Annotated in this window: 21 protein-coding genes, 1 tRNA gene and 1 other RNA gene; 13 read left to right on the top strand and 10 right to left on the bottom strand. The window is 67.2% G+C overall.

The genetic code is table 11. The features are described from left to right. Position 1 precedes the first annotated feature (1 nt). The 5 genes from ACGF4C_RS01200 (at position 2) to ACGF4C_RS01180 (ending at position 4,458) form a co-directional block, all read left to right on the top strand. Positions 2-712 (top strand): histidine phosphatase family protein, encoded by a 711-nt coding sequence (locus ACGF4C_RS01200; RefSeq protein WP_393562282.1) that lies wholly within the window; start codon positions 2-4, stop codon positions 710-712. Beyond that, a complete protein-coding gene (gene serS, locus ACGF4C_RS01195; RefSeq protein ID WP_393562280.1) occupies positions 705-2,000 on the top strand; it encodes a serine--tRNA ligase in 1,296 nt (431 codons plus the stop codon). Before ACGF4C_RS01200 ends, serS begins: the two co-directional genes overlap by 8 nt. 117 nt (positions 2,001-2,117) lie before the next feature. Further along, positions 2,118-3,017 carry a glycosyltransferase gene (locus ACGF4C_RS01190; protein WP_393562278.1) on the top strand — a complete coding sequence of 300 codons (900 nt, stop codon included), beginning with the start codon at positions 2,118-2,120 and terminating at the stop codon, positions 3,015-3,017. Beyond that, a complete protein-coding gene (locus ACGF4C_RS01185) occupies positions 3,017-4,048 on the top strand; it encodes a hypothetical protein (RefSeq protein WP_393562276.1) in 1,032 nt (343 codons plus the stop codon). Before ACGF4C_RS01190 ends, ACGF4C_RS01185 begins: the two co-directional genes overlap by 1 nt. 62 nt (positions 4,049-4,110) lie before the next feature. Further along, positions 4,111-4,458, top strand: coding sequence for a GNAT family N-acetyltransferase (locus ACGF4C_RS01180; protein WP_393562274.1), 348 nt, complete (start codon positions 4,111-4,113; stop codon positions 4,456-4,458). 335 nt (positions 4,459-4,793) lie between these two features. Here ACGF4C_RS01180 and ACGF4C_RS01175 read toward each other — a convergent pair whose 3' ends face one another. The 6 genes from ACGF4C_RS01175 to ACGF4C_RS01150 form a co-directional block, all read right to left on the bottom strand. After that, complete coding sequence (locus ACGF4C_RS01175) at positions 4,794-6,026, bottom strand: WXG100 family type VII secretion target (RefSeq protein ID WP_393562273.1); 1,233 nt, start codon at positions 6,024-6,026, stop codon at positions 4,794-4,796. Further along, positions 6,026-6,343, bottom strand: coding sequence for a WXG100 family type VII secretion target (locus ACGF4C_RS01170; protein ID WP_393562272.1), 318 nt, complete (start codon positions 6,341-6,343; stop codon positions 6,026-6,028). The genes ACGF4C_RS01175 and ACGF4C_RS01170 overlap by 1 nt, the downstream gene beginning before the upstream one ends. 274 nt (positions 6,344-6,617) lie before the next feature. Further along, a complete protein-coding gene (locus ACGF4C_RS01165; RefSeq protein ID WP_393562270.1) occupies positions 6,618-8,351 on the bottom strand; it encodes a relaxase/mobilization nuclease domain-containing protein in 1,734 nt (577 codons plus the stop codon). Further along, positions 8,348-8,905, bottom strand: a complete 558-nt coding sequence (locus ACGF4C_RS01160) for a MobC family plasmid mobilization relaxosome protein (protein WP_393562269.1) — start codon at positions 8,903-8,905, stop codon at positions 8,348-8,350. Before ACGF4C_RS01160 ends, ACGF4C_RS01165 begins: the two co-directional genes overlap by 4 nt. Positions 8,906-9,263: 358 nt before the next feature. Further along, a complete protein-coding gene (locus ACGF4C_RS01155; RefSeq protein WP_393562267.1) occupies positions 9,264-9,986 on the bottom strand; it encodes a DUF2637 domain-containing protein in 723 nt (240 codons plus the stop codon). Positions 9,987-10,235: 249 nt separating this feature from the next. Then, a complete protein-coding gene (locus ACGF4C_RS01150; protein WP_393562265.1) occupies positions 10,236-11,771 on the bottom strand; it encodes a DnaB-like helicase N-terminal domain-containing protein in 1,536 nt (511 codons plus the stop codon). A 275-nt stretch (positions 11,772-12,046) separates the two neighbouring features. On the opposite strand from ACGF4C_RS01150, the gene ACGF4C_RS01145 reads away from it, so the two are divergent. From ACGF4C_RS01145 to ACGF4C_RS01135, 3 genes are all read left to right on the top strand, one after another. Further along, a complete protein-coding gene (locus tag ACGF4C_RS01145; protein ID WP_393562264.1) occupies positions 12,047-12,592 on the top strand; it encodes a helix-turn-helix transcriptional regulator in 546 nt (181 codons plus the stop codon). A 133-nt stretch (positions 12,593-12,725) separates the two neighbouring features. Further along, on the top strand, positions 12,726-13,025 hold the full coding sequence (locus ACGF4C_RS01140) for a helix-turn-helix domain-containing protein (RefSeq protein WP_393562262.1): 300 nt from the start codon (positions 12,726-12,728) through the stop codon (positions 13,023-13,025). 11 nt (positions 13,026-13,036) lie between these two features. Then, the gene (locus ACGF4C_RS01135) at positions 13,037-14,797 is read left to right on the top strand and encodes a tyrosine-type recombinase/integrase (protein ID WP_393562260.1); all 1,761 of its coding nucleotides are present in this window, start codon (positions 13,037-13,039) and stop codon (positions 14,795-14,797) included. 194 nt (positions 14,798-14,991) lie between these two features. On the opposite strand, the gene ACGF4C_RS01130 is transcribed toward ACGF4C_RS01135, so the two are convergent. From ACGF4C_RS01130 to ACGF4C_RS01115, 4 genes are all read right to left on the bottom strand, one after another. Continuing rightward, positions 14,992-18,138, bottom strand: coding sequence for a type I restriction endonuclease subunit R (locus ACGF4C_RS01130; protein ID WP_393562259.1), 3,147 nt, complete (start codon positions 18,136-18,138; stop codon positions 14,992-14,994). Positions 18,139-18,146: 8 nt separating this feature from the next. Further along, positions 18,147-19,382: a restriction endonuclease subunit S gene (locus ACGF4C_RS01125; RefSeq protein ID WP_393562257.1), complete on the bottom strand. Its 1,236-nt coding sequence runs from the start codon at positions 19,380-19,382 to the stop codon at positions 18,147-18,149. Beyond that, positions 19,379-21,346 (bottom strand): N-6 DNA methylase, encoded by a 1,968-nt coding sequence (locus ACGF4C_RS01120; RefSeq protein ID WP_393562255.1) that lies wholly within the window; start codon positions 21,344-21,346, stop codon positions 19,379-19,381. Before ACGF4C_RS01120 ends, ACGF4C_RS01125 begins: the two co-directional genes overlap by 4 nt. Before the next feature lie 351 nt (positions 21,347-21,697). After that, positions 21,698-21,782: transfer RNA gene (locus ACGF4C_RS01115), tRNA-Ser, on the bottom strand. Between the two features lie 131 nt (positions 21,783-21,913). Between ACGF4C_RS01115 and ffs the strand changes: the two genes are divergently transcribed. The 5 genes from ffs to ACGF4C_RS01090 all read left to right on the top strand — a co-directional run bounded on the left by ffs (position 21,914) and on the right by ACGF4C_RS01090 (position 26,573). Further along, positions 21,914-22,012, top strand: an RNA gene (gene ffs / locus ACGF4C_RS01110) — signal recognition particle sRNA small type. Positions 22,013-22,072: 60 nt separating this feature from the next. Then, positions 22,073-24,628 carry a DNA polymerase III subunit gamma and tau gene (locus ACGF4C_RS01105; protein ID WP_393562253.1) on the top strand — a complete coding sequence of 852 codons (2,556 nt, stop codon included), beginning with the start codon at positions 22,073-22,075 and terminating at the stop codon, positions 24,626-24,628. A 249-nt stretch (positions 24,629-24,877) separates the two neighbouring features. Beyond that, a complete protein-coding gene (locus tag ACGF4C_RS01100; protein ID WP_078866577.1) occupies positions 24,878-25,228 on the top strand; it encodes a YbaB/EbfC family nucleoid-associated protein in 351 nt (116 codons plus the stop codon). 75 nt (positions 25,229-25,303) lie between these two features. Further along, entirely contained in the window at positions 25,304-25,903 is a 600-nt protein-coding gene (recR, locus tag ACGF4C_RS01095) for a recombination mediator RecR (RefSeq protein WP_006604196.1), read from the top strand. After that, positions 25,896-26,573, top strand: coding sequence for a DUF5063 domain-containing protein (locus tag ACGF4C_RS01090; RefSeq protein ID WP_362137283.1), 678 nt, complete (start codon positions 25,896-25,898; stop codon positions 26,571-26,573). The genes recR and ACGF4C_RS01090 overlap by 8 nt, the downstream gene beginning before the upstream one ends. Positions 26,574-26,626 lie beyond the last annotated feature (53 nt).

Raw genomic sequence — 26,626 nt, 5'->3', positions numbered from 1 at the left:
CATGACGACGCACATCCTGCGCCACGCTGAGACCCACTACAGCCGTCAGTACCTCGTGAACGGCGATCCGACACGACCGGTCCCGCTCAGCAAGGACGGCCTCCTGTCCTGCGGCCTGGTCTGGCACACGCTGCCCTTGCGGCAGGTGTCCACATGGCTCTCCAGCGAGTTTCCGCGGGCGCGTCAGACGGCTTCGAGGCTGATGGGCGTCCCGGAGCCGGGCCCGATCGTCGACCCGCAGCTCAACGAGCTGGACTACGGCGACTTCGAAGGAGGCCCGTTTTTGAAGTACGCCTCCTGGCTGGAGCAGCACGGAGGACGGCGCCGGCCACCAGGAGCGCGCGAATCCCAGCGGGAGGGCATCAAGCGCATGCTCAAGGGGCTTCAGGCGGCCGTGGAGCACCCCAGCCCACGGGTGATCGTCTGCCATGGGCTACTCGTCTCGGTCCTCCACTGGTACCGGGAGCGGTCCGCCGGCGACTCCATGCCGCTGTTCTTCCCTGAGGCGCCCTACGCACAGCCGATCTCGTTCGAGGACGAGGATCTGCTGCGCTGCGTGAAGAGTCTCCTATCCGAGATTGCCGCAGAGCCCGACAGCATTTCGGAACCGCGGTGTGATGCGGAGAAAACCCGAGCGGAGCCAGAACCGGATGTTGCTACCTTCGATCGGGTAAACCATCCGCACGCACAGAGGGATCTTCCCGATGCATGATGCTCGCGTTCTGATCGACATGGGCGAGGACGCCGTCCGTCGCCTGGCCCGCCGTGGCTACACGCTGGACCTCTCCTCTCTGGAGAGCCTCCAGTCCCGTCGGAACAAGAGCATTCAGTCCGCTGACGAGCTGCGCTCCGAGTCCAAGCGCATCGCGCAGGAGGTCCAGCAAACGGCGAAGGCGGGCGGTGACATCTCCGCCCTCAAGGAGACCGCGCGCAAGCTCAAGGAGCAGATCCGGGAGACCGAGGCCGAGCAGGAGCGCATCCAGCAGGAGCTGACCGAGCTGCTGCTCACCATCCCCAACCTGCCCGCCGACGAGGCGCCCGACGGCGACTCGGAGGAGTTCGCGGTCGAACAGCGCCGCGTCGGCACCCCGCCGGCCCTCTCCTTCGAGTCCAAGGACCACGTCGACCTCGGCGAGGCCATGGGCATCCTGGACTTCGGCCGGGCGACCAAGCTGTCCGGGCCACGCTTCAGCGTCCTGCGCGGTGTCGGCGCGGCCCTTGAACGCGCGCTGGCGACGCTGTTCCTGGACCTGCACACCCGCCGTCACGGCTACGTCGAGCACTCGGTGCCGTTCCTGGTCAGCCGTAAGACGATGACCGGGACGGGCCAGTTGCCGAAGTTCGAGGAGGACCTGTTCAAGACGGGCGTCGCGGACCGGGACCTGTTCCTGATCCCCACGGCCGAGGTCCCGCTCACGAACCTGTACGCGGACGAGATCATCCCGCCGACTGAGCTCCCGGTCGCGCTGACCGCGCACACCCCGTGCTTCCGCTCGGAGGCCGGCTCGTACGGCCGCGACACTCGCGGCCTGATCCGCCAGCACCAGTTCGCCAAGGTCGAGATGGTGCGTATCGCCGCACCGGACCAGGCCCGCGCCGAGATGGAGAAGATGGTCGGCCACGCCGAGGCGTGCCTGAAGGAACTGGACCTCGCCTACCGAGTGGTCACGCTCGCCGCCGGCGACACCGGCTTCTCCGCCCAGCTCACGTACGACCTCGAAGTCTGGCTGCCCAGCCAGGCCACCTACCGCGAGATTTCCTCGGTCTCCGACTTCGGCACCTTCCAGGGCCGCCGCGCGGGGATCCGCACCCGTGACGAGAACGGCAAGCCCACCCCGGCAGCCACGGTCAACGGTTCCGGACTGCCGATCGGCCGCACCCTCGCGGCCGTCCTTGAGCAACACCAGCAGGCCGATGGCTCGGTCCTGCTGCCCGAATCCCTCGTGAAGTACCTCGGCTTCCGCCGGATCAAGGCGGACGGAACCCCCTCGGAGGAATAAGTGCTGGTCGGCGTCTGCGACTTCCCCGGTAGTTACGCATTCCCCCCGGCCGGATACGGCGGGATCGAACGATGGCTCTGGGCAGTCGCTGTAGGAGCCCGCACCGCAGGCGCCGACGTGCATCTCCTCGGGCCGGGCTGGCTTGCGGACCTCGAAGACCAATGGGTCCGCAAGCCGGTCCGCCTTGAGGACATCACCGCAGGCTCCCTCGCCGAGCGCGACCTGAAGTCCGCCGACTACGAGCTCCTCGTCGTCGGCCACGAATACCCATCCCGGCCGTCATGGGTCAGAACCTGGCGCGAGCTGGACTGCGACGTTGCCACCTTCCAGCACTCGCCGACGTTCCAGCACACCCCCACTGCCTTCGACGGCGATCGCTCACGGCTCTACTGCTACTCGCCCGAGATGGTCGAGCGGTACGCCACCCACAACCCGACCGCCGAGCTCGCCGTCCACCTGGGGCTCGACGAAGAGGAGCCTCCGGCCGTGAAGGGCCGCGACCTCGTGTGGCTCGGTCGTATAGACGAGGACAAGGCGCCCCACCTCGCCGTACGGGCGGCACAGATTCTCGGCCGCCGGATACGCATCGTCGGCCCCGTCTTCGATGAGGACTACGTCCGCCGCTTCGAGAGGACTTTCGCGGCGGACCACGTGGAATGGGTCGGTGAACTGGGAGGGGCGGCCAAAACCGCCGCCATTGCCGAGGGCTCAGTCTTCGTTTACACCTACGCGCGGCATTACGTGGAGGCCGGCGCTGCCGTCTTCGGCGAGTCCTTGCGTGCCGGAACCCCCATCGCCGCCTTGACCTGGCGTGACGGCACCTGCGCCCAAGCGGCGATCTGCGACCGCACAGGCGCCACGGTCGTTGCAGACCCCGCAGACGACGACGAGAGCGCAGCCCAAGCGCTTGCCGAGGCCATCGAGCGTGCCTCCGCACTCGACCACTTCGACGTACAAGCAACAGGATTGGCGCGCTTCGACCCCACGAGCCACTTCAAGGCTCTGGCGGCGCTCTGATGGAGAGCCACTCGCGCGCTCACCAGGCAGTTTCAGCCTTACGCCACGTTCTCGGCCCTCAATGGGAGTTCTCCCTTACCGCCCCTGCCAACCGCACCTTCGAGATTCGTCACCGTGACCGCGGCACTCCATACATCCCGCCGCGCTCGGTTCCTTCATGGGATCAGCTGCTGTCGACCCTGACCACGGCCTTTGCGGCCCGAGGTGTCACACGGGACGACTGCCTGCCCCTGCGCTGGGGCCGCGAGACAGAACTGACGATCTCCGCGGTGCAGGCGCTCGATCCCGTGCTCAAGGACGGCCGTGTCAACCCCTATCGCAAGGGCTTCCTTCCGCAGCCCGTGGTCCGCTTCACCGGAGACCGTGATGAACACGGAGACCTGCTCGACGGCTTCCTGACCGCATTCGTCAACGTCTCCCAGGTTCAGCCCATCGCCGGCCTTGACGACTACGCCGAGGCGCTGGACGACTGGCTCTTCGTCCTCTCCCAACTCGGCTTTCACGCACGGCACATAGAGGTCCACGGGCGTGTCGAGGTGTGGCAGCGCAGGCAGGTCGCCGGAGTGACCCTAATGTTCAACCACCTGTACCTCACCGTCGGCGACCTCGTCCTTCTGTGGGACAGGGAGAATCCCGACCGCATGGCTTTGGATCTGGGCACAGGGCTCGAACGCCTCGCTTGGGCGCGGACGCGTCGGGACTGGAACAAGCTGGTTTTCGGCCCGTTCGTTGACGCTGCGCCGGTCTCTGTCCTAGACGCGATCCGTACGGCGACTCTGCTCCTGGGGAGCGGCATCATGCCCTCGGCGAGGGGCGCTGGCGGCGTCGCCCGGCGAGTGATCGCGAACATCCCGCCGGGGCTTATACGGCTTGGGTCTAGCGCCATTGTTCGAGCGTTCCACCAGCATTGGGCGGCCAGCGCGAATCTTCAGGTGCCGTGGCCCCTGATCTGCAGTGCCATGGAGGAGGAGGTTGCCAGCCGATCCGTTCCTCGTTGCCCCGGTGCGCCACGTCCACACCGTGCCGCGTGAAGCCCGGGGCTCACCGCACCCGAAGCCCGGGCGGCACCGGAGGAAGACAGCAACCGGTCGGTATGACGGTCCTGTACGTCGACCAGGCTGTCCGCACGGCGCAGTACATCATGCTCGTCGCCCCCGAGTCGCGGGGGAAGGGCTACGCAGCCGAGGCCACCCGTCTAACGCTCGACTGGGCGTTCCACCTCGGCTCGCTGCGCATGGTGTGGCTCAAGGTCCTGGGGCGGCCGAACCAGGCCGGCATCACGGCCTATGAGAAGGCTGGGTTCCGTCCAGCCGGGCGACTCCGACAGGCGGGCTACTGGCTCGGGAAGTGCGTCGATGAAGTGATCACGGATGCCCTGCCTGCGGACTTTCCCGGGCCTTCGGCAGTGTCCACTGCCGTCGACGCGGGCTGGGCATCCTAGGGTTCAGAGCAGCCACGGCCGCAAAGCGAAAAGCGCCTCCGATCCGGCCACATGCCGGATCGGAGGCGCGTCGTCACTGAGATCTGCGAGGGGGACGAAAGGTCAGCTGGCACTCATCCCGCGCTCAGGCCATTCATTCCGTTCGTTATAGATAGCAGCGATCTTCCACGACGCTTTGAGGAACAAGTAGTCGATGTCCCCGTCGCCCGGCTGCGGCCTATGCGTAGTCCGGTCCATCGTCAACTTCCGATCCATCTCGGAAGGCTCTGGGCCGAATGAGTAGACAATGGAGTCGGAGTCCTCTGAGAGCTTCTTAAAATATACCAGCGAAGCCACTAGCCCCACTCGCTTTCAAAGTCTTGGCGCTTGTTCAACGGAATGTTTCTTTCCCAATTATACGTCTCATTTGTTACTCTGTGCGCCTCTTGGTAGGTCGCCCCTGGATTCTCGCGAAGGTATTTAAGCTCTGTCAGCTCATGCTCTAGCAAGATGTGATCTTCAGGTAGGGAGATGCCAGACCGCAGGCGAATCCAAGCGTCAGCGATTTCGGGATCGGCATCAAATTTTCGAGTAACGACCCGGCCGGTTTCGTAGTCTTCGATGGGGTGCTCGGTATCGAAGACATGTTTCTTAACGCTGGCGATTTCCTCTTCAGAGAACCCTTTGGTCCCGTCTCCTCGTACGACATCTCGGGTATATTTGCTGATAGCTCCGATGTCGCGAGAGTCTTGCATGAAATTGGCGTAGGCGTCATCTGCCCACTTGCTTTGTTGATCGACGTCCAACAGATCGCGCGGGCGTCGCCGAGCACCAGTGATCCATTCATCCTTGGATGCCAGACGGAGTTCGGCTACCGAGACCTCGGGGAGACGCGCGTCCTTGAGGACCCTTGCCCCACGGGCTACGCCCCCGAAAACGCCTCCGAGAGCTCCACCAACCACGCCGGCTTCAGCGGCCTCTGACAGGTTGAACCCTTTCTGGTCCCCCAGCAGGTTTCGGCCACCTTGGGCAACGACCACGTCCACCGTGATGGCCTCGATGCTGCCGATGGCTGCGGTGGCCAGGACGGTTCCGGCGATTTCGGCGACAGTGGCGGAGACTGCGACGCCCGCCGTACTTGCTGCGGCGACGATCGCCTCGGTGGCGCCGGCTGCCGCGACCTCGCTGATGCCTCCGGTGAAGAGGGCCAGGGCCGTACCGGCGACCAGGACCGCGCCGGCGATCTCCAGCTCGTGCTCGATCTTCTTCTTGGCCTCGGCGACCTGGTCGGCGTACTTGTCCAGGGCCTTGGCCATGTCGCGGGCTGCGCTGGCCACGTCGTCGAGGTAACCCTTGCTACCGCCGTGGTACTTGCGCCAGAACTCCCCGAACGCATCGATCGACTTGCCCTTGTTGTTGTCGATCACATCCTGGGCCTTCTTGTGGCAGGCGGCAGTGCAGTCCTCGACATCGTCCGCGAAGGTGCGCCAAGCGCGGGCGGCTTCCCGGAGTTCGTCCTCGTCGCCCTCCGGCCACCACATGCCGGTGAGGTCCTGGACGATCTCCTTGGCCTTGTCGGCAGCGCCCATCACTTACCACCTTCGAAGCCGGACTTGGCCGAGTGGTCAGCGTCTTCGTGGTTGGCGGCCATGTCGTTTATGGCCTTGGTGATGCTGGACAGACCCTTGACCAGGGCCGCGGCCGCCTTCTCGATCTGCGCCTGGTGCGGGGCGTAGGCGTGCTCGAACTTCTTGCCCTGCTCGTCACCGCCCCACGGCTCCCCCAGCCCACCGAGAGTGTGGCGAAGCTGGGCCGTCGCCCGTTCCAGGGCAACAGACTCTCGGTGGAACGTCGGAGCGGCGGACTTGAGTTGGTCGGTGTCTACGTCAAAGCCGTCGCCGGCCATGCCTCCCCCTTGGCTCTCTTCTCGTAACCCATCGTGAGCCGCTGACGATACGTTCAGCTCACCGTTAGTGACGATGACATACAGCACTGACAAGGGACCTGGCGGGTGCGCAATTCAGCCACGGTGCAGTCGGTGCGTGCTCACCGGAATCGGCACCCTGTAAGCCTCCGAAGCACTGGCGGCCCGCTGGGGCCTGAATCCGGCCCAGCTCTGGGGCAGAGCCCTTCTGGGGCCGTCCGTACTGCCGCCGGCCGGCCCCACGAGGGTGTCGGATCTACCGACGCTGCCGGTGCTGCTGGCTGGTGGGGGGCGTGGCCGCTATGGGCTGCGGGACCTGAACCTGCCAGGAATTGATGTCTGCTGCCATGGTTGTACGACGCCGGGCGGCTTCGGCGCGGCGGTTGGGTACGGGGTTGCGGCTCGTGTGCTGGATGCGGGTGATCAGGACGCGGGCGGGCTGGCGGGCAGTGTCCAGTTCACGCTGGCCGGCGGCCTCCTTGAGGAGCTGGTGTGGCTTGTGGCCGCCGGCCTCGGCGTCGGCGAGAGCCGTAGCGAGGGCGGGCCAGGCGGGGTCGGCGAGGATCCGCTGGGCGTGGTCGGGGACGGCTGAGCGGACGTCGCTGGCCAGGGTGCGGCGGATCTGCTCCTTGGGCTGACGGTGCTGTAGTTCGGTGAGTACCGGTGTGAGGGCGCGGTCGGCGGCTGCCTGGAGGTGCTGGAGGGCACTGCGGGCGGCGTCGGCCTGGTGGGCGTGTTGCTTCGCCTCGTGCCAGCGGCTGGCGAGGATGGTCGCCCAGACCATGGCCGAGAGCAGGGCGGCCAGTGCGCTGCCGTCTGGGCCGGTGGCGGTGTTGATGATGTCGCGGGCGGCGATGCGCACGGCGTCGGCGGCGCGATCTTCTGCTCGGATCTGGGACCGCTGGGCGCGTGCGAACGCCTTCGCGGCGGCTTGAAGTTCTACGCGCAGATCCGTCGGCATCCGTTGTGCGGTGGCCTCGATTATTTCGCCGAGGGCGGCGATGTGGGCCTGGGCCCGCGCGTCCCCGTCATCACCTGCGCTCGTGTCGGCGAGCTCGGTGTGGAGGGTGTCGAGGGCGTTGGTGGCCTGGTGCCAGGGGGTGCTGGGCCGGTTGCGGCGGGCGGTGGGGTGTTCCTCCGGCGTGGCGGTCTCCAGCCGTTTCTTCAGGTTGGGCAGGGAGAGGTCAGGGGAGATCCCCCCGCCGGGGTGGAAGATCTGTTCCTGTTTGCCGTTGAGGTCGCCGGGGCGGCCTGCGGCGTAGCCGAGGGGGTCGCCGGAGGGGCCGCGCTTGACCTGGAGCAGGACGCCGTCGGCTTCGAGGTAGGTGAGGAGTTCCTCGGTATCGGTGACGTGCGGGATGGCGGCGCGGATGCGGTCTTCGAGCCACTCCTGGGCGGGCTGTTCCCAGCCGAGGCGTTCGGCCTTGTGCATCTCGGCCTGGGTCGGGCGGCGTGTGCCGGTGCGGTCGCCCTTCTTCAGGCGGCGCAGGCCGTAGTCCTTCTCGATCTCGCGGCATGCGTCGCCGACGCGTATGCCGCTGTCGTGGAGTTTGGGGCGTCGGCCGTCTTCGCGGACGGTGGTGGCGAGGATGTGGATGTGGTCGTCGGCGTGGCGCACAGCGATCCAGCGGCAGGCCAGGTCGTCGCCTTCGGCAGCGATGCCGGCGGCGGCCACCATGCGCTGGGCGATCTCGCCCCATTCGGTGTCGGAGAGGTGGTGGTCTTCGGGGGCGGCGCGGACGGGGCAATGCCAGACGTGGTCGGTGACGGGCTTGCCGAACTCGCTGTTGCGCAGGCGCACGGGCTCGTCGAGGTGGCGGGCGAGTTCGGTGAGGGTGGCCTTCTCGTCGCGGCCGGGGTCGGGCATGCCGAGCGTGGCGAAGCCGGCGACGATGTGCGGGTCGAAGTGTTCGTCGTGGGTTCCCCGGCCGTAGAGGTAGGCGAGCAGACCGCGGGTGTTCGAACCCTGTCGCTTGATGGCGGCGATCATGCGGAGACCTCCTCCTCGATGGCGGGCTGGCGCAGGGCCTGGGCTATCAGTTCCAGCAGGTGGTGGAGTTCGTCGAGGCGGTGGCGTATGTCGGGTGGTGTGAGGTCGCTGTTGAGGGCGCGGGCGATCTGGTTGACGTTGACGCCGATGCGGTTGAGCTGGCGCAGGACCTGGGCGCGGAACATGTGCGTGCGGCGGCGGTCCTCGGACAGGGGCAGGTTGGCAGTGAACCGGCCGGCGATGAAGGCCAGGACGACGTCGGCGGCAAAGCCGGATTCACCCTTGTAGCCGTGCTCGGCAGCAGCCTCGTGAAGGCCAGCGTGCTCGTCGTCGGTGAACCGCAGCGGGCCGACGCGGACGGTGCGCTTGTTGCCGCTGAAGCGACGGATCGTGGTCTGGGCGCTCTTCACGACGGGCTCACCGATGGCGGTCTCGGCGGCACGGGCGGGGCGAAGGGTCTCGCGCTGGACGGCGTGGAGCGTGTCCGGGGCGGGGCCGCCCTCGGCCCCGCCCTCTTGGCCCGGCGCCCCCTGGCGCTGGGCCGTCTCCGCCACCCCTGGGGCGGAGATCCCCGAAGTCCGGCCTTGAGTCGGACTCGGGGTACTACTGGCTCCGCCAGGGGCCGTCCTTCCGAACGCCCGCCGCAAACCGGCGATCAGCTTAGGGGACTTCGTCAGGGGCGCGGGCGCGTTGTCGGTGTGGTCAGGGTGGTGTGGGGGGTGCGGCATGGATGGTTCTCCGGTACGGGCGGGGAGGCGTTGAGTAGGGCAGGCGGGCTGGTGGGGACGGGCAGGCACTTCGGTTCGGTGTCGCTTGAGCGGTCCCAGCTCCGGTCCACAGGTGTGGACAGGCGCTGGGAAAGCGGGGACGGCCGTTGGTGGGGTTGTCGGAAGGGTTCCGGTCACCCTGCGGTCAGTGGCCGTTCGCGTCGGTCCCGAGTTCGGTCCGCAGGATGTTCATGACCTCGGTCAGGCGTTCGCCGCCGACCTTGAGGCCCTTGCCCCGTACGGCTTTCAGGACGACCGCACGGGAGAGGCGCCCCTGCTCGCCAGCGGCAATGCGCCCGACCTCCAGGAGCTCGTCCAGGGTGGCGTCGGCCGGACGGCCGCCTCGGCGCTTGGCCTCTTGAACTCCCGCGCCCCGAACCCGGGTGTCCTGAACCGCGGCGACCGGTTCCGACGAGCCATCGTCGGTGGCTTCGCGGGTGACGAGGATGTGGAGATGGACGGCTCCGGCCAGGGCGAGCGGGGCGATGGTGGACAAGAGGCCGACGGTGGCATCTCCCAAGTGCAGTTCGCCTGAGGTGCCCTGCTGATTGAGGCGGATGGCATGGAGGGCGTTGGCCCAGATGCTCGCGGCGGTGGCGGTACCGAAGAGTGTCCATACGTAGAGGCGGGCCCGGAAAGGGGCGGTGCGCAGGACGAGGAGGGCGCGGACGCCGTAGGCGATGAACCCGTCGATCACGAGCGGGAAGAGGTAGGTAAGCAGGCCGCGGATGTGAATGGCTACGGCCATCTGCTGGAGGGCGTCGTACGAGAGAGCGCACGCGGCGGCGCCGAGAGTGAGGATCGCGGCGCGGTCCCAGCTGGTGACGTGGTGGCCAGTGGTGCCGGCGGGTATGGCGAGCGCGGTCATGCGGGAGTGCTCCGGGTGCTTCTGGGCGGTCGATCACGGCGTTCACGGAGGGGGCGTACACGCGAGCCCCCTTCTAAAGGGGGGCTCGCGCGTGAACGCTGGGGCGCGTGTACGGCGTGTACGGTCGCGTGAACGTTTGACCTGCGGATTTGCGGTCAGCGTGGGCGCGTGGGGCGTGGCGTGGACCTGGGGTGGTGACAGGGGCGCGTGTACGCCTCCGTGTACGGTCCTGCCGGTCTTGGGGCCAGGTCAGGAGACGACGCCGATGTGGCGGACGGAGGCGCAGTACCGTGCCTGCTGTCCGCCTCCGGTTCCGCCTGCTGTGCCCTCTGCCTTGGCGGCGAGCCCGGCCTTGACGAGTCGGTCCAGGGTGCGCCTGGCCTTCTCGGTGGCGGCGCGGTCCGGGGCTGCGCTGCCACTCTGGATGGTGGCGAGGTCGCGGACGGTCAGTCCGTCGGGCCGGGAGCGCAGGATCGCGACGGGGTCGAGGGCGGGGCCGACCGTGGTGGTACCACGCTCGTGGTCGTGGATCACCTGGAGAGGGCCGACCTCCCCGGTCGGGGTCTTGAGGTGGTGCACGGTGACCGCGGGGTCGCCGGCCTTGCCGTTGACGAACAGGACGCTGCCCGCGCCGGAGGTGTACCAGGTGGAGCCGTAGACCTGGTCCATGGTGGGCTGCTGGGCGCGTGGGGACTCTGCGGTGGCCTTGCGGCAGTGGTGGATCTCCATGATCTCCACGTCTTCACGCAAGGTGCGCTGGCGGGCGTTGTGGAAGGCGACGGCGAGCGCGTCGTCGACCATCGTGCTGACCGCGTCCTTGAGGCTGTCGATCACAATCGTGTCGGCCTGGTGGGCGGCGGCGAGGTCGGCGAGGAGGTCGGGCTCCTTGTCGAGCGTGGCGGGCAGCGGGCCCTGCCAGACGATGAGCCCGTCCCGTATCCGCTTCTCGTGCTCGGGCCGGATGCGGCGGACCATGGCCTTGGCGATCTGCTTGGGGCGGTCCATCGCCAGGTACAGCACGCGCTTGCTGGGTGCGACGGGCATGTCCAGGACGCTGCCGGCGAGGCCCAAGCGGGCGAGGACCACTTGGTGGGCGATCGTGGTCTTCCCGACACCGGGCGGTCCGACGATCATCAGGCTCTCGCCCGAGGACCATGCGGTCTGCTCGGGCGTCCCCCACAGAGGGGCGGTCGCCGCGCCGGTCTCGGTAAGGAACCGCCAGCCGTCGACGGCGAAGCGGGACAGGCGTCCCTGCCCGGAGGCCAGTGCCCGTTCCCGCTCGGCGCGCACATCCGACTCGACATCACTGCGGATCAGGTCGGGATCGGCGCCCGGCTCCATGGTGCGCTGCACGGTGCGGAGGCCGGACGCGCGCAATCGGCGCAGGTCGGCCATCTTGCGCACGATGCTGGCGTAGTGGGCCGCTCCGCTGACGGAGGGTGGGGCGTCTGCGAGCCGGTGCACGTAGACCCTGCCGCCCACGCGCTCCAAGTCGTCCTGCTCATGCAGGCGGTCGCACAGGACGATCGGGTCGGTGGGCTTCTCCTCGCTGCGCAGGACAAGGATGGCGCGCCAGATCGTCTCGTGGGCCGGGCGGTAGAAGTCGGCGCCGTCGAGGAGGTTGCGTACGGCGTTGACCACTGCCGCGTCGTGCATGCAGGCGCCGAGAACCGCTGCCTCGGCGTCCATGTCATGCGGTGGAACCGCGGTGATGTCGGCGGGCGGAGCGGCTCCTGCTGCCTGGCGGGATGGCGTCTGCCGCGGCTGGGCCGTAGGCTGTGCCAAGGAAACTCCTCACCCGGCGGGCCATATGGGGCGGCAACCCCGGCCGGGCCGGTAGGTCGTTCAGGGATGGGCGGTCGTGAGGTTTCTGATTCGGGCCCCCGGTGTCGTAGCACCGGGGGTTTTCGCATGTCCGAAGCCGTTCGGCGGCGGACGCCCACAACACTACCCCATCTGATGCGTTCCCGAACGAGTTGCATTCGGCTCCGAAATGAGGTTACCTGTTCACCCCGTGCCACAGCGGTCCGGCCGAGGCATGCCCGCGAGGAGGTGTGAGAGTGAGCAGTGACGACGGCGCCTCCCGCGCCGGCCCCGAGCGGCCCCTGCCGGAGAACAACGTGGCCGAGCGCATCAAGCTCGAACGCGAGATCCGCGGCTGGAGCACGCAGAAGCTCGCCGAGAGGATGGCCGAGGTCGGCCACCCGGTGAACCAGTCCGCGATCTGGCGCATCGAGAGCGGCAAACCACGCCGGAGGGTCAACCTCGACGAGGCACTCGGCTTCTGCAAGGTCTTCGACATCCCCCTCGACGATTTGACCAGCCCTCCGGGCCACGTTTCCAACGCCGAGGTCCGCAGGCTCATCGGCGAATACGTCGAGAGATGGAAGGACTGGCGGGCCGCGCGCAAGCCGATGGACCGCGCCAGAGACGACATCGACGAGTACATCAAGGCCCACCCCGACCAGGAAGACATGGTCAAGGCCCTGCTCACCTACGAGGTCTCCGGCGCCTCCGGCAACGACTTCAGGCGCCACCGCGACGTTCCCCATTCACACAGAAGCCTCATCGGCGACGACGCCCCTGCCAAGCCCGACGCCGAGTAGACGGACCACCTGTCATCCGGTGCTACGAACACCGGACACCAGGCCACACCAACACCAACGCCCATCCCTGAACGACCAGTACGGCATGGCCGGGGTTGCCGCCCCATAAGGCCCGCCGAGACGAGGATCCCCCTTGCCCCAGCACAACCTGCCCATACCCCAGATCGCCCACCTCCTCGGCGTACCGGAGGAGAACCTCCGAGCCCTGATGGAGGAGCGTGACGGCTCCCAAGGTGACCCCACCCTTGTCGGGCTTACCGTCGCCGAAGCCGCCCGCCGCATCGGCATCGGCCGCACCAAGATGTACGAGTACGTCAGCTCCGGCGAGATCCCTTCTGTCAAGATCGGAAGCCTTCGCCGCATCCCTGCTGAGGCGGTGAACGAGTTCCTTGCCAGGCGTCTGAGCGCCGGCGACTTCGTGGCTGCGGCCTGAAGGCGGCGGACATGGCAAAGAACCGACAGCCCAATGGGGCGTCGTCCATCTACCTCGGCAAGGACGGCCGCTGGCACGGCCGCGTCACCGTCGGAGTCAAGGACGACGGCACCCCCGACCGCCGACACCTCTCCCGCAGGACCCGCGCCGAGGTCACCAAGGCGGTCCGCGAGCTGGAGCGGCAGCGCGACTCCACCGGCGTCCGCAAGGCCGGCCAGACCTGGACCGTCAAGACCTGGCTGACCCACTGGGTGGAGAACATCGCCGCGCCCAACGTCGGCGAGAACACCATTGATGGCTACCGCGTCGCGGTCTACCACCACCTCATACCGGGCCTCGGCGCCCACCGGCTGGAGAAGCTGGAGCCGGAGCACCTGGAACGCTTCTACCAGAAGATGCGGGCCAACGGCAGCGCCGCCGGCACCGCCCACCAGGCGCACCGCACCGTCAACACAGCGCTCAACGAGGCCGTACGCCGCCGCCATCTCACCACCAACCCGGCCTCCATCGCCAAGTCGCCCAAGGTCGAAGAGGAGGAGGTCGAGCCGTACTCGCTGGAGGAGGTCCAGCGCCTCCTCGCCGAGGCCGCCAAGGTGCGCAACACCGCTCGCTGGGTCATCGCGCTCGCACTCGGCCTGCGCCAGGGCGAGGCGCTCGGCCTGAAGTGGGAGGACGTCGATTTCGAGGCGGGCGTGATCCTCGTCCGACGTGGACGGCTGCGGCCCCGCTACAAGCACGGTTGCGGCAACCGCTGTGGACGCAAGCCCGGTTACTGCCCACAGAAAATCAACATCCGGCGCGAGACAAAGGACACCAAGACTCGCGCCGGCAAGCGCCCGATCGGCGTGCCGGAGGAACTGCTCAAGCTGCTACGACGGCACAAGGAGCAGCAAGAACGCGAGCGGGCCCTCGCACGTGACCTGTGGGTGGAGAAGGGGTACGTCTTCACCTCGCCGACCGGCGAACCGCTCAACCCCAACACCGACTTCCACAGGTGGAAGGACCTGCTGAAGGCGGCGAAGGTTCGCGACGGCCGCCTGCACGCCGCCCGCCACACTGCCGCAACCGTCCTGCTGATCCTCGGCGTCCCCGATGCGGTCGTCGACCGCATCATGGGCTGGGAGCCCGGCAAGTCCGCCCGCATGCGCCGCCGCTACCAGCACCTCACCGGTCCCGTGCTGCAGCAGACCGCTGCGAAGGTCGGAGGCTTGCTGTGGGGCACGGGGGCGCATGCGCTCGAACCGGTCCCAGGAGGTCCAGGGCCTGGCCTGAGTCAGGCGCCTGTCCCGGGGGCGCCGACGGTGTACGTGGCTCTCCTCGGCGAGCGCCGTATCCCGTTCCTGCACCGCGAGCATGCCGAGGCCGTGGTCGCCCAGTGGCGCACTGGCCAGCCCGGCCGCCTTGCGGAGGTCGAGGAGAGGGATCGGCGGAAGTGGGAGCAAGAAGGCGTCGGCGGAATGCGGGCCATCCGCGATCGGATGCCCGACCGCCGAATTGTTCACCACGCCAACGCTGTCTTCCTGCCCGGCGGCGAACGACTCAATATTGGCCGTGATGAGCAATGGTCCGTGTCGGCTTGGGAGTTCGAAACCGACCTCTACACGGACCTCCCGGTGCGCTGGCACACCACACGGCGACCCGGCCAAGAGGTCGAGGCGCAGGTCCGCGGCACGGACCAGGCGGCTGTCACCGTTGCATTGGCCGATGCCTGTGCGGAGGCTGTGGATCGTGCTCGGAACCCAGGGAAATACGGTGATGCCGATGACTGGTAGCCCCATCGCTGGGTTTCGGCTGCTGTGAGCAGTCGGGTTGGTACGGGTGGCATCGCCGCCCGTACCAACCCTGCCGCCGGCTGAACTCCACGGCTGCGAGTTGATCGGACGGCTCGGCTTGGCAGCTCAGATGGTGCACTGGCGCCGCAGGGCCCGTGCCCGGTGGGCTCTTCCGACGAGCACCTTGCTGTGTATCAGCGTCTGGCCTCCTCTGCGACCTCAATGTCCCGCTCGGCTTGGCCAACGGCAACGGCATAGAACCATTTCGCGATTTCGGCGACCAACTGCGTCCGCCCAGAGCTGCTTGTGAAGAAGTAGTCGCTCATCTTGTTGTGGGCGCCCTGATTGTCCGCAACCGCCCCTGTGACGGCATCGTCGAAGTCTGGGGATTCGGCGAACTGACTCGGGGTGTTGACCTTGGCCTGCTGCACGAGGTCCTCATCTTCGAGCAGATACCCGAGGAGCGCCTCAAGGAAGGACACCTTCTGGGTGGCCGTGAAATCTTCGTTGCCGAAGAGGTCATTGAGCCGATCCAGGACGGTCTGGAACGCAACCACCTTGGGGTCCTTCTTGCTCGCCGACCCCGCACCCGTCATGCCCTTGAGCGCGACGTCCTGGCTGCCCAGGGAAATGTCGGCCTTGCCCTTGTCGATCTGCTTGACGTTTCGAAGCACCACGTCGGACAGGTCGATCGGGGCGGTGTAGTTGTCGGGCTGGATCCGGCGGGACAACAGCCGCAGGTAGATGCTGCGCTTCTCCAGGTCCGCGTCGCCGTAATCGATGATCTGGCTCATGAAGTCGTAGAGGCGCACGAAGGTTCCGACGTCTTTTCGGAACATGTCGAGCTCTTCCAGGACGGCCTTGTCCCCCTCGCCGCCGTTCGCGAGAAGAGCGGCGGTATACGCATCCTGGAATCGCTTCTTTCCGGGGTTTACTGCGGCCGTCAGGGCGTTGTTGCCTTTGTTCTTCACAAACGCTTCGGCGCACTGGTCGATCTCGGTCAGCGTGTAGATTCCGAAGGTGTCCAGCTTGGCGGACAGGTCGTGAACCAGGTTCGGATCGGTCGACTGTTCCAGGTGCGCGTCGGTGTAGTACGGCTCGAATGCCTCCTGGATGATGTTCGGAGGGTTCACGAAGTCCACGATCTGCGTCATCGCCGAGGTCTTGTGGATGCCCGAGGGGGTGACGTACGTGCGATTGAGGCGGGACAGCGTCTGCACAGCCGTGACGCCCGACAGCGGCCTGTCGACGTACATGGCGCACAACAGCGGCTGGTCGAAGCCAGTCTGGAACTTGTTGGCGACGATCATTACCTTGTACTCATCGCCCTGGAACGCGGTGCGCAGGTCGCATATCCCCGGGTTCATCGAGGCTTCGGTGAAGTCCGTCGGGCCGGACTCGGGGTCGTCGACCTTGCCGGAGAAAGCCACCAGGGTGCCGTAACCGAGGCCCTTCTTGGCTATGTAGTCGTCGATCGCCAGCTTGAAGCGCACAGCCGCCTTGCGGGAGTCGGCCACGACCATGGCCTTGGCGTGACCGTCCAGTAGGTGCGCGACGTTGGAACGGAAGTGCTCGACGATGATCGCGGCCTTCTGCGCGATGGTCTGCGGATTGAGCTTCACCCACCGCATGACCTGCTTGGTCGCCTCGCTCTGGTCGACCTCCGAGTCGCCGCCGGCCGCTTTCTGTCCGACCTGGAAGGCGAGCTTGAAGGAGTGGTAGCCCCGCAGTACGTCGAGGATGAAACCCTCCTCGATGGCCTGCTTCATCGAGTACACGTGGAAAGCCTGCGGTGGCAGAGTCGTGCCCTCGGGCACCCGGCCGAACAGCTCCAACGTCTTACCCTTGGGCGTGGCGGTGAATGCGAAGTACGAGATGTTCTCGCTGGCCGCCCGCTCGGATGCCTCGGCGGCGAGGACCGACTCGACGTCGACCTCGCCGCCCTCCTCGATCTCCTTCAGCTCCTCGGATGTCAACACAGACTTCAGCTTGTTGGCCACCTGCCCGGACTGAGAGGAGTGCGCCTCGTCGGCGATGACGGCGAACCTCTTGCCCTTCAGCCCCTTGGACTGCCGGATCTCGTCCATCGCGTGGGGGAAAGTCTGGATCGTGACCACGATGATCAGCTTGCCCTCGGCCAGGGCCTTGGCCAGCACCCCCGACTTGGAGGAGCCCTCACGGGCGGCCAGCTTCCGGTCGATGGCCAACACGATGCCCTGATCGTTGTCGATCTGCTTGATCGCGTCCTGCAACTGCCCGTCCAGCACGTTGCGGTCGGTGACCACGATGACGGAATCGAAAACCTTGGTGTTGTCCACCTGCAGCCGCGCCAAGCGGTGAGCCAGCCAGGAGATCGAGTCGGTCTTGCCCGAGCCCGCCGAGTGCTGGATCAGGTACCGGTGGCCAGCGCCCTCCTCGATGACCTTATTGGTCACCTCGGTGACCGTCTCCCATTGATGGAATCGGGGGAAGCGCAGTGTTGCTGAGCGGGTCTTCTTGCCGGTGATCGGATCGGTGTGCTGGTCGTGCTTGATGTACATGAACCGGCCGAAGATGTTCAGCCACGCGTCCCGCTGCAGCACGCGCTCCCACAGGTACGACGATGGCGATCCCTCCGAGTTGAGCGGGTTGCCGGCCCCACCATCCTCGGTGCCCCGGTTGAACGGTAGGAAGACCGTTTTCTCGCCGGCCAGCTTCGTGGTCATCCAGACCTCGTCGTTGGACACCGCGAAGTGCACCAGCGCGCCGCGCCCAGAGGTGAACAGCGGCTGCACATGCTTCGTGCCGGGGTCCTTCGGGTGCCGACTGGTCCTGTACTGCTGCTTGGCGTTCTCGACCGTCTGCGTGAAGTCGGTCTTCAGCTCGGCAGTGGCCACCGGCAGGCCGTTGATGAAGAACACCAGGTCAACGCTGCGCTGGTCAGCCGTGGAGAAGTGGACCTGCCGCATCACGCGCAGGCGGACCTTCCCGTAGTCCTCCACTGTCTTGGCGTTCAGGGTGGACTCGGGCATGAACTGGCACATGCGGAATCTGGCCGACAGATGCTTGAACCCGTGGCGCAGCACGTTGAGCGTGCCGCCACCGTTCTCCACGTCGATCGCCAGTAACTTCACGAGACGGTCCAGGACTTGCTTGCGCTGTTTGGCCTCGTCCGTCGCACCAGCCTTGACGACCTTGGCCAGCTCGCCGGGCTGAGTGTCCTGAAGCCACCCGAAGGTGTCCTCCGGGAAGATCGCACGGTCACGGTCGTAGCCGGCATCGTTCCCGGAGTACAGCCAGCCGTGGGTGGCAAGGTGCTCGCATAGTTCCTTCTCGAACTCACCCTCGTCGTGCTGGGCCATCAGCGCTCCTAGCTGACCTTGATCTGGCCGGTGACGGCCGCAGAGATGAGAGCGGCGCGCCGCTCCTTGGACAGTTCGATCAGTCGCTCGGACTCGGCGATAAGTGTGTCAATCCGGCAAGTCTCGCGGTTCAGGTGCTTTACGATCTGCCGCTGATCATCAAGAGGTGGGACGGCTACCCGGAGCGCGCGGATATCATCGAGCGCAAGTTGTACCTTTGTGCCGCCGACTGCCCCTTCGGAAAGCTGGTCTTGCCCCTCTGTGGTGAGCATGAAATAGCCGGTGAACTCGGGGTCTAGAACGGACCAGTCCAACCGGCATAGAGCGACGTGCTGGCTGACATAGGAGTGAGCCCATTCCTCGTCGACCACTGCGACTGAGCCGATGTAGGCAGTGATGGAAAATAGAAGATCGCCCACTTCGACTTTGGTGCGATACCCCTCATTGACGTCGGGAGGAAGGTCCACGCGCTGCACCTCTCCGCCGAGCGAAAGAGATCCTCTGGGCAAGTTTCCAATTCGGATGAAAACGTCACCCGAGTCCGCGTAGTATGCCCCCCATCCGCGTGATCCACTGGTCAAGAACCTGGTGAACCTTCGAAGTTGGATACGTTCCTTGGGGAGCTCGGCAAACGCGTGGTCGATCACCGCCTGACGGCGCTCGCGAAGCATCTCCACTAGCCGCCGCTGCTCGTTGATCAGCGTGTCGATCTGCTCGGTTTCGTGATCGAGGTAGGCGGCGATTGCTTTCTGCTCAGGAACAGGAGGGACGATTACCGGTAGGAGTCGATAGTGGTCGTTGTCAATTTCGGCTTGGCCGGGGCGAACACCACGCGAAATCGTATTATATCCGGCGATATAGGGGGGCGATCGGAAGAGCCAATTTAGGTAGTCGTGGCTTTCTTCGTGGCGTGGAGCGAAGCAGATGTAGTGCCCGGAAACGATTCCCCTGAGGCGTGAAATACCGAGGGACCCCTGCCACGCTTTCATCCGGTTGGTGACGAGCCAGCCTGGGTGTACGAGTTGGTAGATGCTCTTGTTGTCCGCTGTCTGGTTGGTATTTTCGCGGGAGTCCTTCGCGACTACACCGTAGTCGCGAAATACTGAGAGCATCTGCTCGTCGGGGTGATTGACGTCCTTAATGCGTTCGTACATTGACCAGAGTGGTCTCACACTCCAACCGATTGGGATCTCCCCGACCCAAGGGATCTTGGAGTCCACGACATCCGTGTTGCGGTCAGTCACGCCTCAACCTCCCGCAGCAGTCCCATGATCTTGGCGATCTGTTCCTCCAGATCGCGGTCGATCTCTGCTAGTGGGCGCGGCGGGGCGTACTTGTAGAAGATCCGGTTGAACGGGATCTCGTAGCCGACCTTCGTCTTCTTCGTGTCGATCCAGGCATCCGGGGCGTGCGGGGTCACCTCGGTCTCGAAGTAGGACCGAATGATCTCGTCTCGGGCGGTCTCGCCGAGGGTGTTGCCAGCGTAGGTGAACGGGATGTGTTCCGTGTCCCGCTTGGACGTGTCAGGCTCAGGGTTGCCCTTTGCGTCCGTGACGATCTCTGCAGACTCATCGGGTTCGCCGAGGGCCACGGCCAAGTGGCGGTACTGGGTGGAGGTCAGCCTGAGGCCAGCAGCAACGAACTCCCCACGGACATCCTCGACGAACTTCTCCTGGCTCAGGTACATCTGCTTGCCCATGCCCGCCAGTACAGCGACGAACGGGGCTGGGTCTGCGCCCTTCCCGAATACCTTGGCTAGTGCTTTGTCATCCAATCCAGCGGCGCGGGAAGCAACAAAGTTCAGACGGAGAGGGCGCTCGACGGTGATCGCCCAGTATCCGAAGTCGGAGTTTCGGAGGATCTTGGAGTCCTCGGCCTCGGCGAATGTGTCATACAGCTTCACGATCCTCTCGCGGGCGGCTGCGTCGACTTCCTTGCGCTTAGACCCCATACCCTTGCGCATCTTGGTCCACATGTCGGAGGCATCGATCAGCTGGACCCGTCCTCGACGCTCGGCCTGCTTGGCGTTGTCCAGAACCCAGATGTAGGTGGAGATGTTGGTGTTGAAGAACATGTCGGTGGGGAGCGCGATGATGGCGTCCACCATGTCGTTCTCCAGCAGCCAACGGCGGATCTCCGATTGGCCGGATTCGGCGGCTCCGTTGAACAGTGGGGAGCTGTTCAGGACGATGCCCGCACGGCCACCGCCCTCGTTCCTGGGTCGCATCTTGTGAGCCAAGTGGATCAAGAACAGCATCTGGCCGTCGGTGACCGGCGGAAGACCGGGAGCGAAGCGACCGTTCCGCCCGCCCTTCTTGCACTCGTCCTTGACTGCTGCCTCCGAGGCTTTCCAGTCCACGCCATAGGGCGGATTGGACAGGCAGAAGTCGAAGGTCTTATCGAAGAACTTGTCATCGGCCAGGGTGTCTCCGAGCCGGATGTTGCCGACGTCCTGCCCTTTGCCGATCATGTCCGATTTGCAGATGGCATAGGACAGGTCGTTGATCTCTTGACCATACAGGCGCAGACGAGCCTGAGGGTTGCGCTCGAGTAGGCGCTCCTCGGCCACCGAGAGCATGCCGCCCGTACCTGCCGTGGGGTCATAGATGGTGCGGATGGTGCCAGGCTCAAGTAGAGCCTCGCTCTCCTCCGCGAACAGCAGGTCGACCATGAGACGGATCGCGTCGCGAGGCGTGTAGTGTTCGCCGGCCTCCTCGTTGGATGCTTCCGCGAACTTGTAGATCAGGTGCTCGTACAGGTCGCCCATTTCCGCGTTGGGGACTGTGTCAGGGTGCAGGTCAACCTTGGCGAACTTGGAGACGATCAGGTACAGCCGGTTTTTCTCGTCGAGCTTGTTGATCTCCGCCTCGAAGCCGAAACGCTCGAAGACGTCGATGTTCCCTGAGAAGCGCGAGATGTAGTCGATCAGGTTGGCGCGGATGCCCGCTGGGTCCAGGAGCAGTCGGGCGAAGTCGTACTGAGACGTGTTGTAGAAGGTCAGGCCGGTCCTGCGCTTGACCTGGACGTCCAGGGCGCCGCCCTCGTACTCCTTGGCGAGAGCGCGGACCTCGTCACGGGTGGGCTCGAGCAGGCAGTCCAAGCGACGCAGGATCGTGAACGGGAGGATGATGCCGCCGTACTGATGCGGCCTGTAGACGCCTCGCAGCTGGTCGGCGATCGACCAGACGAGGCCACCCAGGGTGCTCAATTCAGGGTCCTGCTCTCTGACTGCCGGTGTTATTGGGCAAGCATGTCAGAGGCCGCGGCCGTGATCAGTCGGATTGGTCACCCAGCAGCGCAAGCTCTGGCGATCATGTCGACCGCAGCGCGCTGCCTACTCCGGCCGGGCTGCGCGGTCTCGCCGAGGTGTCACGTATCTGGGCTGGCTGCCAGTGTCTTGGGGGACACCATGATTCGGGCAGGAGACCCCAGGCAGCGGTCGTCGCGGCCCCGAGCTCTGCCAGGTCGCAGCCTACTGAGACCAGAAGTGAGACCACGGAACAACGAAGGTCCCGGCCGCTGAGCGGCCGGGACCTTCGTTTGCCCTGATGGGCGAGTGCGGAGGATACGAGATTCGAACTCGTGAGGGGTTGCCCCCAACACGCTTTCCAAGCGTGCGCCCTAGGCCACTAGGCGAATCCTCCGCCGCAAACAATACAAGACGTTGGGGAGTGCTCGCGAACATGATCCGGGGGCGGGGTTCGGGAGGGGGGTGGAGGAGGGACGGGGTGGGGGACGGGTTCGTGGGTTGGGGGTGGGATCCGCTAGGGTGGGTCGCAGCCCCTCACGTGGCGCTATCTGACTGAACTCCCCCAGGGCCGGAAGGCAGCAAGGGTAGGTCGGCTCTGGCGGGTGCGTGAGGGGCGCTTGCGTTTGCGGGGCCGGTCGCTTGCGGGCCGGTCGATTGTCGGTGGGGCCCGATATCGTCGTAAGCGTGTCGTCCCTTGCGCTGTACCGCCGCTACCGCCCCGAGACCTTCGCCGAGGTCATCGGGCAAGAGCACGTGACCGATCCGCTGCAGCAGGCGCTGCGGAACAACCGCGTCAACCACGCGTATCTGTTCAGCGGTCCGCGCGGCTGCGGCAAGACGACCAGTGCGCGCATCCTGGCCCGCTGCCTCAACTGTGAGGAAGGTCCCACTCCCACGCCCTGCGGGACGTGCCAGTCGTGCGTGGACCTGGCCAGGAACGGGCGCGGCTCGATCGATGTGATCGAGATCGACGCGGCGTCCCACGGTGGTGTCGACGACGCGCGTGAGCTGAGGGAGAAGGCGTTCTTCGGGCCGGCCAGCAGCCGGTACAAGATCTACATCATCGACGAGGCCCACATGGTCACGTCGGCGGGCTTCAACGCGCTGCTGAAGGTCGTCGAGGAGCCGCCGGAGCATCTGAAGTTCATCTTCGCCACGACCGAGCCCGAGAAGGTCATCGGGACGATCCGGTCGCGGACCCATCACTATCCCTTCCGGCTGGTGCCGCCCGGGACGCTGCGCGAGTACCTGGGACAGGTCTGCGGGCAGGAGGACATTCCGGTCGAGGACGGGGTGCTGCCGCTGGTCGTACGGGCCGGTGCCGGGTCCGTGCGTGACTCGATGTCGGTGATGGACCAGCTGCTCGCCGGGGCGGGCGCCGACGGTGTGACGTATGCCATGGCCACGGCCCTGCTCGGGTACACCGACGGTTCGCTGCTGGACTCCATCGTGGAGGCGTTCGCCGCGGGGGACGGGGCGGCGGCGTTCGAGGTCGTGGACCGCGTCATCGAGGGCGGCAACGATCCGCGCCGGTTCGTGGCGGACCTGCTGGAGCGGTTGCGGGACCTGGTGATTCTGGCTGCCGTGCCGGATGCGGGGGAGAAGGGGCTGATCGACGCCCCCGCGGACGTCGTGGAGCGGATGACGGCGCAGGCCTCGGTGTTCGGGGCGGCGGAGCTGAGCCGCGCCGCCGACCTGGTCAACACCGGGCTGACGGAGATGCGCGGCGCGACCTCGCCGCGGCTCCAGCTGGAGCTGATCTGTGCGCGGGTGCTGCTGCCCGCGGCGTACGACGACGAGCGGTCGCTGCAGGCGCGGCTGGACCGTCTGGAGCGCGGCGCGGGCGCGGCGCTGCTGGGCGGAGCGGGTACGGGCGGCCTCGGTGGCGTGCCCGGCGGCCCCGGTGCGGGCCTCGGGGGCGAGCCGGCGCCGGTCGTGGCGTCCGGTGGCGGGCCCGCGGCCGGATACGTACCGGGTCCGGAGGCGCATCCGCCGATGCCGGCACCCGGCGGCCCGTCGGGACCGGCTGCCGCGCGGGCCGCGGTACGGGGCACGGGGGCGGGCGCTGCCCCCTCGGCTCCTACGCCTCCTCCTGCTCCCGCTGCTCCCTCGGTGCCGGACGCCCCGGCTGCCGGGGGCGCGCAGGGCGGCGAGGGCGTGGCCCCGCAGGCCGGTGGGCCGGCCGATGACCGTGAGGGGGGCCCGGCGCGGCCCGGTGCGTGGCCCGGAGGGACAGGCCGGGGGGGTGCGGGCGCGGGTGCCGGCGCCGGTCCTGGTGGTGCTGCCTCCGGGGGTGCGGCCCCCGGTGGCGCGAGCAACGGCAGCGGCGGCGGAGCCGGTGTCGGTGGTGCGGCGCGGCAGCCCGGGGGCTGGCCCACGGCCGTGGCGCCGGGGCAGGGCGGCGGCCAGGTGCCGGCGCCGCAGGGCGGCCGGACGCCCGCCGGGCCGCCGGCCGCGAGCGGCCCGGCCGGTGGTGTGCCCGGTGGCGCGCCCGGAGGAGTGTCGGGGCCCGGACCGCAGGCCGTAGGAGCGGCTCCGGGGGCGGCGCAGGGTGCCGCCCAGGTGCGTCAGATGTGGCCGGACATCCTGGATGCGGTGAAGGCCCGCCGGCGCTTCACCTGGATCCTGCTGAGCCAGAACGCCCAGGTCTCCGGCTTCGACGGCACGACCCTGCAGATCGGCTTCCCCAATGCCGGAGCCCGCGACAGCTTCGCCAACGGCGGCAGCGAGGACGTGCTGAAGGACGTCCTGGCCGAGCGGTTCCAGGTGCAGTGGCGGGTGGAGGCGATCGTCGACCCGTCGGGCGGCGCGAATCCGCCGGCCGGTGGCGCGCCCCGGAGCGGCGGCGGCGGCTTCGGCGGTGCGCCGGCGCAGCCGTCCGCGCCCCAGGCACCGTCCTCGCAGGGCGGCCCGGCGGCGCCGGCAGCATCCGGCGGGGCGTACGGCGGGTCGTACGGCCAGGGCGGCGGGCCGGCCGGTGGCTCCGGCGGCGGTGCCGGCGGGGGCGGTCAGGGCGCCCGGATGGCGCGTGAGGCCGTGGCCCCGTCCGCGTCCGCGGGGGGCGCCCCGGGCGCACCCGCCGTGGAGCCCTCGTACACCCCCGAGCCCCCGCCGATGTCGATCGAGTACGACATGCCGGCCGAGGACGACCCCGACCTCGTCGACTCCGCGCTCAGCGGGCACGACCTCATCGTCCGCGAGCTGGGCGCGACGGTGATCGAGGAGTTCAACAACGAGTAGGACGACGCCGCGTGGGCCGGAAACGGCGGGAGGAACAGCAGGACGTACGGCAGGACGTACGGCAGGTCACAGGGCCTGGCGCACGGCAGGAGAAGCGGTGCGTCAGGGGTGGTGACGGTGTGTGGCCGGGGAGCGGTACGTACACCGGACGTACACCTGTGCTCCTCCCTGCGGCGTAGGGCGCCGGGGCGTCGAAACACGTAGGCTCGGGCTACCGCACAATCGTTGTCGTATGGCAGGAGTCACGTCGTGATCCCCGGTGGTCAGCCCAATATGCAGCAGCTGCTCCAGCAGGCCCAGAAGATGCAGCAGGACCTTGCGGCCGCCCAGCAGGAGCTGGCGGAGACGCCCGTGGAGGGTTCCGCGGGCGGCGGCCTGGTCAAGGCGACGGTGACCGGCTCCGGTGAGCTCAAGGGCCTGGTCATCGACCCCAAGGCGGTCGACACCGACTCCGCGGAGGAGACGGCCGAGACCATCGCCGACCTCGTGCTCGCGGCGGTCCGGGACGCCAACGCCAAGGCCCAGCAGCTCCAGCAGCAGAAGCTCGGTCCGCTCGCCCAGGGTCTGGGTGGCGGCGGCATCCCCGGCCTCACGTTCTGAGGAATCCCCGGTCTCCCTTTCTGAGGAGTAGCCAACTAGCGTACGCATCACGGCAGAAGAGAGAGAAGACGTTCCGTGTATGAAGGCGTGGTCCAGGACCTGATCGACGAGTTGGGCAGGCTGCCCGGCGTCGGTCCCAAGAGCGCGCAGCGGATCGCCTTCCACATCCTTCAGGCCGAGCCGACCGATGTCCGCCGGCTCGCGAACGCGCTGATGGAGGTCAAGGCGAAGGTCCGGTTCTGCAGCGTCTGCGGCAACGTGGCGCAGGAGGAGCAGTGCCGGGTCTGCCTGGACCCGCGGCGTGACCCGGCGGTCATCTGTGTCGTGGAGGAGCCCAAGGACGTCGTGGCGATCGAGCGGACCCGCGAGTTCCGCGGCCGCTACCACGTCCTCGGTGGCGCGATCAGCCCCATCGAGGGCGTCGGCCCCGACGACCTGCGGATCCGGGAACTGCTGGCCAGGCTCGCGGACGGCACCGTCACGGAGCTGATCCTGGCCACCGACCCGAATCTGGAGGGCGAGGCCACGGCCACGTATCTGGCCCGCATGATCAAACCCATGGGTTTGAGGGTGACACGACTGGCGAGCGGTCTGCCGGTCGGAGGCGATCTGGAGTATGCCGACGAGGTCACGCTCGGGCGGGCCTTCGAAGGGAGGAGACTTCTCGATGTCTGATGCCACGCTGCACAACGCGCGACAGAACCCGGACGACTTCGCCGTTTCGATCTCCGACTCGATCGAGAGCTTCATCGTCGCGGTCACGGAGGTCGCCAAGGGGGACGAGCCGGACAGCGCGGTGCCCTTCCTCCTCCTGGAGGTCTCCCAGCTGCTGCTCACCGGCGGCCGGCTGGGTGCGCACGAGGACATCGTCCCCGAGGAGCGCTACGAGCCGGACACCGGGCCGGAGCCCGATGTGGACGAGCTGCGGGAGCGTTTCGCCGTCCTGCTCGACCCGGTGGACGTGTACTCCGAGGTCTTCGACCCGTACGTGCCGCGCAGCGAGCCGGTGGCCTGCCGGATCTCGGACGACCTGGCGGACATCATCACCGACCTGCGGCACGGGCTGGCGCACTACCGCGCCGGGCGGATCGTCGAGGCGTTGTGGTGGTGGCAGTTCTCCTACCTGACCAACTGGGGCCCGACCGCCTCGGCCGCCCTGCGGGCGCTGCAGTCGCTGGTCGCCCACGTACGCCTGGACCAGCCGCTGGACGAGCTGGACGGGCTGGACACCGACAGCGGCGTCAACGGCGACGGTGACGAGGAGCGGCTCGCGGAGGAGGCCGGCAAGGTCATGGCGGCGGAGATCGCCGGGCCGCTGGGGCTGCGGGAGCTGCGGGGCACCTGAGCCCGGGAGCTGCGGGGCATCTGATGAGCCCGGGAGCTGTGGGGCGTCCCTGG

The sequence above is a fragment of the Streptomyces sp. NPDC048197 genome, assembly GCF_043202395.1.
GTDB lineage: Bacteria > Actinomycetota > Actinomycetes > Streptomycetales > Streptomycetaceae > Streptomyces > Streptomyces siderophoricus.
The sequence above is the reverse complement of the archived record's forward strand: the minus strand, read 5'-3'. Positions and strand labels throughout refer to the sequence as shown.